Consider the following 13,263-nt stretch of genomic DNA (forward strand, 5'->3'; position numbering starts at 1 on the left):
CCGGTTTGCCATGGGTCACTGCACCAGCGGTGAATCGGCGCCCTGTAAGTGGATGCCCCGAATATCCGCCGCACCGATCAGGGTTTGCAGGTACTGCACCAGGGCTTTTTGCCAGACGCCTTGCTGCAACTGCGTGCGAATCGCCGTCGACACCACTTCATAGGGCAACGGCATGCCTTCGATCCGCTGATCGACACTGACCACATGCCAGCCGTAGCGACTTTCCAGCGGTTTGCTGGCCAGGCCCGGCGCCAGGGTGAACAGCTGACGTTCCAGTTCGGGCACGGTCTGGCCCTTGCTGATTTGCCCCAGAGAACCGCCCTGAGCCTTCGACGGACAGGCCGAATACTTCACGGCCAGCTCAGCGAAACTGCCGGGAAAGTCTTCCAGACGTTGCAGCAGAACTTCCGCCTGATCATGCGCAACGGCACGCGCCTCGACATCATCCGGCGCACATTCGAGCAGGATGTGCCGTACCGCCAGCAACGGCGCGCTGTGAAAGCGTCCGCGATTGTTTTCGTAGTAGCGCAGACTGGTTTCCTCGTCGCACTGAGGCACTTGCACCTCCCGCTCGAGCAACAAGCGAGTGGCCGCTTCTTCTTCGTTCTCGCCGGCGCCGATCTCCAGCGACAGGCCGAGTTCGGCAATGCGCTGCTGCAACAACTCGCGGATCACCAATGCTCTCGCGGCCAGGTACACCGCTTCCTCGCGGCTCTCGGCCGGATGATATTGCAGCTCCTGAGCCATTGCCTCCGGGGTGATCGACACCTCGTTGACGCTGATGATGGGCCACTCCTGCTCGCTGCTGGCGATCAACTGCGCCGGGGCGTCCTCGAAAGCCGCCGGCTCAGTCGGGAGTGCTTCAAACTGCGCGATGTCCACAACGTCTGGCACCGAAGGCTCTGCTTGTTTGGAAGAACCGCAGCCACCGCTGCCGCCGTTACCGCCGCCACATCCACATCCACCTGACATGATTGCCTCCTCAGATTTTCTGCCGAACGATTTGATAACGGCGTCCCACGTACCCGATCGGTGCACTGACCATGTGTACGAGACGGGTGAAGGGGAACAGCACGAACAGGGTCAAACCGAGAAACACGTGCAGCTTGTAGATCAGCCCGACCGGCGCGATAGCCGCCGCCGCTTCCATTGGTCGCAACAGCACGGTGTTCTGCGCCCAGTCGGCGAGCATCACCATCACCGAGCCGTCCATGTGGCCGGTGGAGGCGACGATCGTCAGCAAACCCAGCAGCAACTGCGCCAACAGCACCAGCAGAATCACGATGTCCGAAGTGCTGGAGGTGGCACGTACCCGTGGATCGGTCAGGCGCCGCTTGACCAGCATCAGCAGACCGATCAGGCACAACAGGCCGAAGAACCCGCCGGACACCATCGCCAGCAACTGCTTGTTCTCGGTGCTGATCACATGGTGATAAACCGACGCTGGCGTCAGCAGGCCGACGAAATGCCCGGCCAACACGAACAGCACACCAATGTGGAAGAAGTTGCTCGCCATGCGCATGCCGCGCTGGTTGAGCATCTGGCTGGAGCCAGCCTTCCAGGTGTACTGCGACAGATCGAAGCGTGCCCAACTGCCAATCAGGCAAATCATCAGGGCCACATAGGGATAGACCCCGAACAACAACAGGTTCCATTTAGACATTGCCCACCTCCTGGGCTGGCGCGGCGGCCAGCCCTTCATGCTGAAAATCCACCCAGTGCAACGGCACCGCACTTTCTTCCCGGGCCTTGCCCGGTGCGCTTGGCAACGAACTGCAACGGTCCTGCTGTTCGGCCTGGAGAAAGTCCACGGCCTCCTCTTCCCAGATCTTGTCGAGGGCTTCGAGAGAGTCGTCGCGCGGTTCCGCAGCCACCTGCGCCCGCAGGTCGGCGATCGCTTGATGCGGCTCGGCCCCGGCAATCTGCAGCAGCGCCCGGAAGCAACTGGCATAGGCGCTCTCGCGCTCCTCCAGACGCGCCGCGAGCAAGGCCAGCAAGTGCGAAACATCCGCCAGCCCCTCGCGGGCCTCGAGGTCTTCGCGGGTGGACAGGAACTCCAGGTACAGCGGGATATAGTCCGGCAGCTCTTTGACGCCGATGGCAAAACCGGCGGCTTCGTATTGCGCCATCATGTCGACCATCGCCTGACCACGGTCGCGGGATTCGCCGTGCACGTGCTCGAACAGCAGCAGCGACAGCGAGCGACCCCGGCCGAACAGCGCACCGTAGTGCTCCTGCCCGTCCATCAGGTCATTGGCGCAGATCAGCTCCAGCAAATCGAACAACGCACCGCGTTGTTTCGGGCTGATTTCCCGTGACTGGATAATCGCCTGCTCCAGTTCGTCGCGCCCGCCAATCAGCGTCTCGGTCGGATAGTCGAGCAGCAACGAAATCACTTTGAGAATTTGCATGCTCATTCCTCCCACAACTGGACGGTTTTCAGGACGTCGCGGCGGTTGGCTTTCTTCGCACCGAACATGTTGGTGTCGGAGCTGCCGCTGCAGCCGCTGCCGAAACTGAAGCCGCACCCGGAGCGCTCGGCAAAGGCATCGCTCATGGCGTCTTCACGGTGCGCGCTCGGTACCACAAAGCGGTCTTCATAGTTGGCGATCGCCAGGTAGCGATACATCTCCTCGACCTGCGCCACGCTCAAGCCGACATCCTTGAGCACTTGCAGGTCCTGAACGCCATCGACTTGTTCGGAACGTTTGTAGGCGCGCATCGCCAGCAAGCGTTTAAGCGCACGCTTGACCGGTTTTTCATCGCCCGCTGTCAGCAGGTTCGCCAGGTACTTCAGTGGAATACGCAGGCTGTCGACATCCGGGATCACCCCGTTCATGCCCACGGTGCCGGCGGTAGCGGCGTTCTGGATCGGCGACAGCGGCGGTACGTACCAAACCATCGGCAAAGTGCGGTATTCCGGGTGCAGCGGCAGTGCCAGTTTCCAGTCCACGGCCATTTTGTAGACCGGCGAACGCTGGGCTGAATCAATTACCGATTGCGGTACACCGTCTTCCAGGGCCTGACGAATCACCGCTGGGTCATTCGGGTCGAGGAAAATCTCCAGTTGTTTCTCGTACAGGTCCTGCTCATTGGCGGTGCTCGCCACTTCGCTGATGCGGTCGGCGTCATACAGCAGCACACCGAGGTAACGAATGCGCCCGACGCAGGTTTCCGCGCAAACAGTCGGCATCCCGGCTTCGATCCGGGGGTAGCAGAAGATGCATTTCTCGGACTTGCCGCTCTTCCAGTTGAAATAGATCTTCTTGTACGGGCAGCCGCTGATGCACATCCGCCAGCCACGGCATTTTTCCTGGTCGATCAGCACAATGCCGTCTTCTTCGCGCTTGTAGATCGCCCCGCTCGGGCACGACGCCGCGCACGCCGGATTGAGGCAGTGCTCGCACAGGCGCGGCAAATACATCATGAAAGTGTTTTCGTATTCGCCGTAAATGTCCGCCTGAATCTTGTCGAAGTTCTTGTCCTTGCGACGCTTGGCGAATTCGGTGCCGAGGATTTCTTCCCAGTTCGGGCCCCACTCGATTTTTTCCATGCGCTTGCCGGAGATCAGCGAGCGCGGGCGCGCAGTGGGCTGATGCTCGCCCAGCGGCGCGGTGTGCAGGTGCTGGTAATCGAAGTCGAACGGTTCGTAGTAATCGTCGAGACTCGGCAGATCCGGGTTGGCAAAAATGTTCGCCAACACGCGGAATTTACCGCCGATGCGCGGGTTGATCGTGCCGTTGGCATTGCGGATCCAGCCGCCCTTCCACTTGTCCTGGTTCTCCCATTCTTTCGGGTAGCCGATCCCGGGTTTCGATTCGACGTTGTTGAACCAGGCGTATTCCATGCCTTCGCGGCTGGTCCAGACGTTTTTGCAGGTGATCGAACAGGTGTGGCAACCGATGCACTTGTCCAGGTTCAGAACCATGCCGATTTGTGAGCGAATCTTCATCTCAGTTCTCCTCGATATCGGTCGGCAGCGGACGTGGCAAGTCATCGCCACTTGAACCATCGAGCCAGTCGACTTTGGACATTTTGCGCACCACGACGAATTCATCGCGGTTGCAACCGACCGTGCCGTAATAGTTGAAACCGTAGGCCTGCTGGGCATAGCCGCCGATCATGTGGGTCGGTTTGAGCACGACGCGGGTGACCGAGTTGTGGTGGCCGCCACGGGTCTTGGTGGTTTCCGACCCTGGTATGTTCACGATCCGTTCCTGTGCGTGGTACATCATCACCATGCCATCCTTGACGCGCTGGCTGACCACCGCCCGGGCGGTCAGTGCACCGTTGACGTTGAAGCATTCGATCCAGTCGTTGTCCTCGATGCCAGCGCTTTTCGCGTCGTTCTCCGAGAGCCAGACAATCGGCCCCCCGCGGCTGAGGGTCAGCATCAGCAAGTTGTCGCTGTAGGTGCTGTGGATGCCCCATTTCTGGTGCGGGGTGATCCAGTTCAGGACGATTTCCTTGTGGCCGTTGCTGCGCTTGCCTTTCACCCCTTCGATGGTGCGGGTGTTGACGGGCGGGCGATAACTCATCAGTTGCTCGCCGAACGCCTGCATCCACGGGTGATCCTGGTAGAACTGCTGGCGACCGGTAATGGTGCGCCATGGGATCCCTTCGTGAACGTTGGTGTAGCCGGCGTTGTAGCTGACGTGATCGTCTTCGAGCCCCGACCAGGTCGGGCTGGAAATGATCTTGCGCGGTTGTGCCTGAATATCGCGGAATCGAATCGCCTCGTGTTCCTTGGATAACGCCAGGTGGCTGTGATCGATGCCGGTAAATTCCGACAACGCAGCCCAGGCCTTGACGGCGACATGGCCATTGGTTTCCGGTGCCAGGGACAGAATCACTTCAGCAGCATCGATCGCCGTGTCGATTTTCGGCCGACCCTGGCTGATCCCGGCAGCTCCTTCGCGGTGATTGAGCGCACCGAGGAATTTCACTTCGGCGTCGGTGTTCCAGTTGATGCCCTTGCCACCGTTACCGTGTTTTTCCAGCAATGGCCCCAGTGAGGAAAACTGCTTGTAAATATTCGGGTAGTCACGTTCCACCACATGCAGGTTCGGCGCGTTCTTGCCTGGCTCCGGGGCCACGCCGGCACTCTTCCAGTCGGTGCCGCCAAAAGGTTGAGCCAGTTCGCCAACGCTGTCGTGCATCAACGGGATGGTCACCAGGTCCTTTTCAACGCCCAGATGCCCTTCGGCCATGCTGGAAAAGGCCTTGGCGATGCCTTTGTAGATTTCCCAGTCGGAACGCGATTCCCACGCCGGGTCGATCGCTGCCGACAGTGGGTGAATGAACGGGTGCATGTCCGAGGTGTTCATGTCGTCTTTTTCGTACCAGGTTGCGGTCGGCAACACGATGTCGGAATAGACGCAGGTCGAGGACATGCGGAAGTCCAGCGTGGTGACCAGATCGAGCTTGCCGATGGCGCCCTCGTCCACCCATTCGGCTTCTTCGGGTTTGCAGTCGCCGACCTGGCCGATGTCTTCGTTCATCACCCCGTTTTTGGTGCCCAGCAGGTACTTGAGCATGTACTCGTGGCCTTTGCCCGAGGAGCCCAGCAGGTTGGAACGCCAGATGAACATGTTGCGCGGGAAGTTGACCGGGCTGTCCGGCTGTTCGCAGGAGAAGCGCAGCGAACCGTCCTGCAGCGACTTGACCACGTAGTCTTTCGGGTCCATGCCGGCCGCAGCCGCATCACGGCAAATGTGCAAAGGGTTGGTGTTGAGTTGCGGTGCACTAGGCAACCAGCCGGCGCGTTCGGCGCGGATGTTGTAGTCCAGGGCATGCTCGGGAAATTGTGATTTATCGGCCAGTGGCGAGAGCACGTCGTGCATGCTCATCTTCTCGTGGCGCCACTGCGAACTGTGGGCGTAGAAGAAGCTGGTGCCATTCATTTGGCGAGGCGGACGGTTCCAGTCCAGGCCGAATGCCAGGGGCAGCCAGCCGCATTGCGGGCGGAGTTTTTCCTGGCCGACGTAGTGCGCCCAACCGCCACCGGTCTGGCCGACACACCCGCAGAGCATGAGCATGTTGATCAGCCCGCGGTAGTTCATGTCCATGTGGTACCAGTGGTTCATCGCCGCGCCGACGATGATCATCGAGCGGCCACGGGTCTTGTCGGCGTTGTCAGCGAACTCGCGGGCGATCTGGATCGCTTTCTCGCGGCTGACGCCTGTGATTTGCTCCTGCCAGGCTGGAGTTCCCGGCACCGAGGCGTCGTTGTAATCCTTGGCAACGTTAGCGCCACCCAGGCCACGATCGATCGCCAGGTTGGCGGCCGACAGGTCGAACACGGTGGCGACTTTGGCCACGCTACCGTCCGCCAGCACCACGTTATGCACCGGCACGCGACGGTATTGCACGGCATCGCCGGCCACGTGCTGGAAGTGTTCGTGTGATTCACCGGCAAAATACGGGAACGCCACTTCGGCAACGTCATCACCGATCAGGCTCAGCTTCAGATCGATCTCACGGCCTTCGCCACCTTCACGAGGCAGGATGTTCCACTTGCCCTTCTCGCCCCAGCGATAACCGATAGAGCCCTGAGGGGAAACCAGTTCACCGCTGACATCCAGCGCGATGGTTTTCCATTCCGGATTGTTTTCCTGGCCGAGGTTGTCGGTCAGGTCCGAGGCGCGCAGGAAGCGGTCGGGCTGGTAACCGGCGCCCGGCGCCACATCGACCATTTGCTTGAGCAGCACCAGCACCGGCAAATCGGTGAAGCGCTTGGCGTAGTCAGTGAAATAGGCGCTCGGTTTGTCCAGGTGGAATTCTTTGAAGATCACATGGTTGAACGCCTGCGCCAGCGCCGCGTCGGTGCCTTGCTTAGGGTTCAGCCACAGGTCGGTGAGCTTGGCGACTTCCGAGTAGTCCGGGGTGATCGCGACAGTCTTGGTGCCCTTGTAACGGACTTCGGTAAAGAAGTGCGCGTCAGGGGTGCGGGTCTGCGGGACGTTGGAGCCCCAGGCAATGATGTAGTTGGAGTTGTACCAGTCGGCCGATTCCGGCACGTCGGTCTGCTCGCCCCAAACCATCGGCGAGGCCGGTGGCAAGTCGCAGTACCAGTCGTAGAAACTCAGGCACGCGCCGCCGATCAGCGACAGGTAACGCGAACCGGCCGCATAGCTGACCATCGACATGGCCGGAATCGGCGAGAAGCCGACGATCCGGTCCGGGCCGTATTGCTTGATGGTGTAGACGTTGGCCGCCGCAATGATCTCGTTGACTTCCTCCCAGTTGGAACGAATGAAGCCACCCATGCCGCGCTTGCTTTTATAGGAGTCGGCCTTGGCCTTGTCCTCGACGATGCTGGCCCAGGCTTCCACCGGCGCCATGCTCTGCCGCGCATCGCGCCAGAGCTTGAGCAACGGCTTGCGGATTTTCGGGTACTTGAGCCGGTTGGCGCTGTAGATGTACCAGCTGTAACTGGCACCACGCGGGCAGCCACGGGGCTCATGGTTAGGCAGATCGTTGCGGGTACGCGGGTAGTCGGTCTGCTGGGTTTCCCAGGTGATCAGGCCGTTCTTGACGTAGATTTTCCACGAGCAGGAGCCGGTGCAGTTCACTCCGTGGGTGGAACGCACGATCTTGTCGTACTGCCAGCGAGAACGGTAGATGTTTTCCCAGTCGCGCGACTCTTTGTGGGTCTCGCCATGACCGTCGGAAAACTCGTTTTGCTTACGGTTGAAAAACCGCAATTGATCCAGTAAATGACTCACGGTGTAGTCCTCTCAGGCTTTGTCGCGGAGTCTGTGCCCCGCCCACGCAATGGTTGAATTCGGGTCGTCTCAGCAGGGTGTCGCGGCGCCTTTGCGCGCGTACCACCACCAGGTCACCACGATGCAGCTCAGGTAAAAGACGACGAACATGTAGAAGGCCATCTCCGGGCCGCCGGTCTGGGCCATCGAAGTGCCGAAGGATTTGGGAATGAAGAACGCACCGAAGGCGCCCATGGCCGAACTGAAGCCCAGGACGGCGGCTGACTCTTTACCGGCATTTTTCAGCGCCTGTTCGCGCACGGCGGGTGGTTTTCCGGCCGAGGCTTTTTCGTGTTGGGTGCGGAAGATCACCGGGATCATCCGGAAGGTGGAACCGTTGCCGATGCCAGTGGTAATGAACAGCAGCATGAACATGCCGAGATAGCCGTAGAAGTTGCCGGGCTCACCGTTCTGCGGCAGGAAGTGCATGACGCCGAAGACCATCACGATCATCGCGACGAAGTTCCACAAGGTCACCGTTGCGCCGCCGAGTTTGTCAGCCAGCCAGCCGCCCAATGGACGGACCAGCGCACCCACTAACGGGCCAAGGAAGGCGAACTTCAAGGCGATGACGTCAGGAAAGGAGGTTTTGATCAGCAGCGGAAACGCGGCGGAAAAACCGATGAATGAACCGAAGGTCGCCAGGTACAACCAGCACATCAGCCAGTTGTGTTTGCGTTTGAAGATGACGGCCTGCTCGCTAAAGGAAGCGCGGGCACTGGATAAGTCATTCATGCAGAACCAGGCCAGCACCGTCACCAGGACAATAAACGGCACCCAGATGAAGCCGGCGTTCTGCAACCACAACTGACCACCGTCCGGCAACGCTTGCGGCGAGCCGCCCATGAAGCCGAACACACCGAAGGTAATCACCAGCGGCACGCAGAACTGCATCACCGAGACGCCCAGGTTACCCAGCCCGGCGTTGAGGCCAAGGGCCGTGCCCTGCTGCGACTTGGGATAGAAGAAGCTGATGTTGGACATGCTTGAGGCAAAGTTGCCGCCACCAAAACCGCAGAGCAAGGCAATCAACACGAACACGCTGTAGGAGGTGCTCGGGTCCTGCACGGCGAAGCCCATCCAGATTGATGGCAGCAACAGCGACGCGGTGCTCAGGGCGGTCCAGCGACGGCCGCCGAAGATCGGCACCATGAAGGAATAGAAGACGCGCAAGGTCGCGCCGGACAACCCCGGCAACGCCGCCAGCCAGAACAGCTGGTCAGTGGTGAAGCTGAAGCCGATGGCGTTCAAACGCACAATCACCGTGCTCCAGACCATCCACACCGCAAAGGCCAACAGCAGCGCAGGAATGGAAATCCACAAGTTGCGAGTGGCGGTCTGTTTGCCGCTACTTCCCCAGAACGCGGGGTCCTCGGGGCGCCAGTCATGAATGACCGGGCCTTTGTCAGGCTTTTGCAGAACGGACATGTTCTTCTCCTAGGGCAATGCTGGAAATCGGGGACGGGGTCAGCAGCGGCGCTTTACCCAGCACCGGGCTTTTGCGTATTTCGCTGAAGTACATCCAGGTGAGGGAGACCCAGACCACGCCGTACATCAACATGAAGCAGGAAGAGCGCACGCCGGTGAGGTCCACCAGGGCGCCAAACAGGATCGGCAGCACAAAACCGCCCAGGCCACCCGCCAGACCGACGATGCCGGACACCGCGCCCATGTTTTTCGGGTAGTCATTGGCGATGTATTTGAAAACCGAGGCCTTGCCGAACGCGAAGGCGATGCCCATGACGAACAGCAGCACGGTGAACAGCGCGGGGCTCAGGCCGATGTGGAAATCCAACGGACCGTTGATGGTCTGCACTTGCAGCTGGGTCTGGGGATACGAGAGCAGGAACAGGCAGATCCAGCTGACCCACAACACCCACCAGGTCACGCTTTGCGCACCCCAGCGATCCGACATCCAGCCGCCGACGGCGCGCAGCACGCCACCGGGCAGGGAAAAACAGGCCGCCAGCAGCGCCGCGCTTTGCAGGCTGAAACCGTATTCCTGCACGTAGTACTTGGTCATCCACAGCGCCAGGGCCACGTAGCCACCGAAGACAATCGAGTAGTACTGGCAGTAGCGCCACACCGCAGGGTCTTTCAGCGAGCGCAGTTGCTCACGCAAGGTAGCGCCGGTGGCACTGTGGTGGTCCTTGTTTTCGGCACTGAGGAACCAGAACAACAGCGCGGTAATGAAGAGGATCGCGCTGAAGACTTTCGGCACCAGTTGCCAGCTGCCAGCAGCGATCAGTGCCGGGGCGAGAAACTTGGTCACCGCAGCCCCGGCGTTACCGGCGCCGAAGATGCCCATGGCGAAGCCTTGATTCTCCTTGTCGAACCATTTGGCGACGTAGGCAATCCCGACCGAGAACGAGCCGCCGGCCAGGCCGACGAACAAACCCAGCACCAGGAACTGCCAGTAGGCGGTGGCGTGACTGATCAAATACAGCGGTGCGACGCAGGCCAGCATCAGCAGGAAGAACACGCTGCGCCCGCCAAAGCGGTCGGTCAGCAGACCCAGCGGCAAACGCACCAGCGAGCCGGTCAGCACCGGGGTCGCGGCCAGCAGGCCGAACTGGGTTTCGTTGAGCTGGAGCAGTTCCTTGATCGGCACCCCGAGCACGGCAAACATCATCCAGACCATGAAGCACACGGTGAAGGCCAGCGTGCTCATGCCCAGCACCAAGCCTTGTCGTACACGCGGTGGGTTCACAATGCTCTCCAGTCAGTTAGCCATGCCGGCAGACTAGAGAGGGCAACCCCGCAAAAACTTGATCCATGTCAACGAAGCCCATGGGGGCATAGGCCTATGCTTGTGCGGTCTACCTCTAAGGAGGTAGTTCGAGACAACCTTAAAACCCTTTATTTATCAGCTTGTTAAGGGTTTTAACCGATGCTTTTGCTGACAAGGAACCGTCGGCAACTCTTTAGAGGTAGCGCGCCCGGGATCGGCGGCAAAACCCCACTTTGGTGCTGCACATGCTCTGTTTTCCTTATTTCTTCCGAGGCCTGCGCTGATGATGCGCTGGTTGCGCAGCTCCCTGCCCGCTCGCGCGGGGCTGGCGGTGATCCTGATCGCCGTGCTGGCGCTCGCCAGTTCATTGAGCGCCGGGCTGATCGCCTGGTTCAGCCAAGGCGATGCCGCCGCCATCAACACCGCAGGCTCGGTGCGCATGGAGACCTACCACCTGAGCTGGAAACTCGCCGCGGGTGCAACGCCCTCAGAAATCGCCGCCATCACCGACAGCCTGCAAACCCGTCTCACCAGCCAGTCACTCAAGGCCGTGCTGGAAGATGGCCCGACCACCGCCCTGCAAGTCAGCTATGGGCAAATCCAGCAACAATGGAACGAGGATTTACGCCCGGCACTTGAGCGCGGCGATGCTGCGGCCTTTCAGGTCCAGACCCACTCCTTCGTTGAGCAACTGAACCAATTCGTCAATCTGTTGCAGCGCCAGAGCGAACAAAAGCAAGGCTGGCAACAGGCGATCCAGGGCATGGCCCTGTTCACCACCATGATCGTCCTGCTGATCGGGTTATATGAGTTGCAGTACGGCGTCGTCACCCCTTTGAAGGAGTTGGTGGACGCAACCCAGCGCTTTCGTCGCGGCGATTTCAAAGTGCGGGTCAACCATCAGTCCCGGGATGAACTGGGTCAGTTGGCCACGAGTTTCAACACCATGGCCGAAACGATCGAAGAGTCGCATCGCACTCTGGAAAGTCAGGTCCGGCAGAAAACCCTGAACCTGCAACAAGCCAATGCCGCCCTGGAGCTTCTGTATCAAACCAGCCGAAGCCTGGCCACACGCCTGGCCAATGCCGAAGGCCTGGATGAATTGATCCGCCGCTTCCAGCAACGCCTGCCCGGCTTGCGCCTGTCGCTGTGTCTGCAAGGCCAACTGCAGGCACCGGCCCAGCAGTTGCTCGCCCTGCATGGCGCGAACATCCGGGAAGTCTGCGCCAGTAGCGACTGCGCCACGTGCCAGCGGCACCCTAAAACTAACCCGCAAATCTTCAGCATCAGCAACCAGGGCAGTGAACTGGGTGAACTCAAGGCGCACTTTGTCGACGGTCATCCCATGCAAGCCTGGGAAACCCAGCTGATCCAGGCCCTGGCCAATCTGATCGGCACCTCGCTCTCGCTCAAGCGCCAACGGGAACAGGATCATCGCCTGCTACTGCTCGAAGAACGCACGATCATCGCCCGCGAGCTGCATGATTCACTGGCCCAGGCCCTGTCCTACATGAAGCTGCAAGTCAGCCGCATGCAGACCCTGATGCGCCGCGGCGAACCGGTCCAGACCCTGGAAACCGTCACCGCCGAATTGCGCGAGGGACTGAACAACGCCTATCGCCAGTTACGCGAGTTACTAACGACTTTTCGCTTGCAGATTCACGACGCGGGACTGGTACAGGAACTCAAGGACACGGCCGAGGAATTTTCCCGTCGCGGAGAATTTCAGGTGCACCTGCACGTCGACACGCTGGCCTTTCAGCTATCGGCCAGCGAACAAATCCACATTTTGCAGATTACGCGCGAAGCGCTCTCCAACTGCCTGCGCCACGCCCATGCGCAAAACGCCTGGCTGCAACTGCGCCAGGACGGCGAGACGGTCAGGTTGTCGGTCGAAGACGACGGTCGCGGCTTCAGCGGCAACGTCGACCAGCGCGAACACCACGGCCTGAACATCATGGATGAGCGCGCTCGCAGCTTGCGCGGCCAACTGCAGATATTTTCCAGGGAGCCCCAAGGCACCCGTGTCCAGCTGGAATTCCACCCGGAGTTTCTCGGGCAGCAAACAGAAGGTAGCGCCACATGAACCCGTCCCCACAACACAAAATCCTGCTGGTAGACGATCACCCGATGATGCGTCACGGCATTCGTCAGATGCTCGAACTCGAAGATGATTTCCTGATCGTCGGCGAAGCGAGCCAGGGTGAAGAAGCACTCGGCCTGATTGAGCCGCTTCGACCGGATCTGGTCTTGCTCGACAACAACATGCCGCAAATGAATGGCATCGAAACCCTGCGCCGACTACGGGCCATGCACTACACCGGCAAAGTGCTGCTGTTTACGGTATCGGACGCCGAAGACGATATTCGTGATGCACTGCGCCTGGATGCCGACGGCTATCTGCTCAAGGACATGGAACCGGAACTGTTGATTCAGTACATCCGGGATGCGCTGAACGGCGCGCTGGTGATCAGCCCGGGACTGACCCAAGTCATGGCGCAAGCGCTGCGCGCTCCTGCGCGTCAAGCCGTGGTGGAACTGACCGAGCGTGAGCGTCAGGTGCTGAAAACCATCGCCAGCGGCTTCAGCAACAAGGTCATCGGGCACAAGCTGGGCATCACCGAAGGGACGGTCAAGGTTCACGTCAAGAATCTGCTGCACAAACTCGGCTTGCGTTCGCGGGTAGAGGCGGCGGTGTGGGCCATGGAGCATCTGCGCAGTGCGGGCTGACGAGCCTTCCTCTTTGGAGGTAGGCCTGTAGAGGCA

General features: G+C 60.2%; 9 protein-coding genes. 2 read left to right on the top strand and 7 right to left on the bottom strand.

What is annotated here, in order from left to right:
* Nucleotides 1-15: 15 nt before the first annotated feature.
* From IC37_RS01865 to IC37_RS01895, 7 genes are all read right to left on the bottom strand, one after another.
* Entirely contained in the window at nucleotides 16-972 is a 957-nt protein-coding gene (locus IC37_RS01865) for a peptidylprolyl isomerase (protein WP_030130742.1), read from the bottom strand.
* Between the two features lie 10 nt (nucleotides 973-982).
* Nucleotides 983-1,663: a respiratory nitrate reductase subunit gamma gene (narI, locus tag IC37_RS01870; RefSeq protein WP_030130741.1), complete on the bottom strand. Its 681-nt coding sequence runs from the start codon at nucleotides 1,661-1,663 to the stop codon at nucleotides 983-985.
* On the bottom strand, nucleotides 1,656-2,411 hold the full coding sequence (gene narJ, locus IC37_RS01875; protein ID WP_030130740.1) for a nitrate reductase molybdenum cofactor assembly chaperone: 756 nt from the start codon (nucleotides 2,409-2,411) through the stop codon (nucleotides 1,656-1,658). The genes narI and narJ overlap by 8 nt, the downstream gene beginning before the upstream one ends.
* 2 nt (nucleotides 2,412-2,413) lie before the next feature.
* Nucleotides 2,414-3,952 carry a nitrate reductase subunit beta gene (gene narH, locus IC37_RS01880; RefSeq protein ID WP_030130739.1) on the bottom strand — a complete coding sequence of 513 codons (1,539 nt, stop codon included), beginning with the start codon at nucleotides 3,950-3,952 and terminating at the stop codon, nucleotides 2,414-2,416.
* A gap of 1 nt (nucleotide 3,953) precedes the next feature.
* A complete protein-coding gene (locus IC37_RS01885) occupies nucleotides 3,954-7,727 on the bottom strand; it encodes a nitrate reductase subunit alpha (protein ID WP_030130738.1) in 3,774 nt (1,257 codons plus the stop codon).
* 69 nt (nucleotides 7,728-7,796) lie between these two features.
* On the bottom strand, nucleotides 7,797-9,194 hold the full coding sequence (locus IC37_RS01890; RefSeq protein WP_030130737.1) for a NarK family nitrate/nitrite MFS transporter: 1,398 nt from the start codon (nucleotides 9,192-9,194) through the stop codon (nucleotides 7,797-7,799).
* A complete protein-coding gene (locus tag IC37_RS01895; protein WP_030130736.1) occupies nucleotides 9,172-10,476 on the bottom strand; it encodes a nitrate/nitrite transporter in 1,305 nt (434 codons plus the stop codon). Before IC37_RS01895 ends, IC37_RS01890 begins: the two co-directional genes overlap by 23 nt.
* 304 nt (nucleotides 10,477-10,780) lie before the next feature.
* Here IC37_RS01895 and IC37_RS01900 point away from each other — a divergent pair, with 304 nt between their 5' ends.
* The gene (locus IC37_RS01900) at nucleotides 10,781-12,583 is read left to right on the top strand and encodes a HAMP domain-containing protein (protein WP_030130735.1); all 1,803 of its coding nucleotides are present in this window, start codon (nucleotides 10,781-10,783) and stop codon (nucleotides 12,581-12,583) included.
* Nucleotides 12,580-13,227 (top strand): two-component system response regulator NarL, encoded by a 648-nt coding sequence (narL, locus tag IC37_RS01905; protein WP_030130734.1) that lies wholly within the window; start codon nucleotides 12,580-12,582, stop codon nucleotides 13,225-13,227. Before IC37_RS01900 ends, narL begins: the two co-directional genes overlap by 4 nt.
* Nucleotides 13,228-13,263 lie beyond the last annotated feature (36 nt).

Source organism: Pseudomonas sp. QTF5 (genome assembly GCF_000512695.2).
Taxonomy (GTDB): domain Bacteria; phylum Pseudomonadota; class Gammaproteobacteria; order Pseudomonadales; family Pseudomonadaceae; genus Aquipseudomonas.

Excerpts from the sequence above, each read along its gene's own strand:
- narJ (WP_030130740.1), bottom strand. The coding sequence starts at position 2,411 with ATGCAAATTCTCAAAGTGATTTCGTTGCTGCTCGACTATCCGACCGAG.
- IC37_RS01890 (WP_030130737.1), bottom strand. The coding sequence starts at position 9,194 with ATGTCCGTTCTGCAAAAGCCTGACAAAGGCCCGGTCATTCATGACTGG.
- narH (WP_030130739.1), bottom strand. The coding sequence starts at position 3,952 with ATGAAGATTCGCTCACAAATCGGCATGGTTCTGAACCTGGACAAGTGC.
- narI (WP_030130741.1), bottom strand. The coding sequence starts at position 1,663 with ATGTCTAAATGGAACCTGTTGTTGTTCGGGGTCTATCCCTATGTGGCC.
- IC37_RS01900 (WP_030130735.1), top strand. The coding sequence starts at position 10,781 with ATGATGCGCTGGTTGCGCAGCTCCCTGCCCGCTCGCGCGGGGCTGGCG.
- narL (WP_030130734.1), top strand. The coding sequence starts at position 12,580 with ATGAACCCGTCCCCACAACACAAAATCCTGCTGGTAGACGATCACCCG.
- IC37_RS01865 (WP_030130742.1), bottom strand. The coding sequence starts at position 972 with ATGTCAGGTGGATGTGGATGTGGCGGCGGTAACGGCGGCAGCGGTGGC.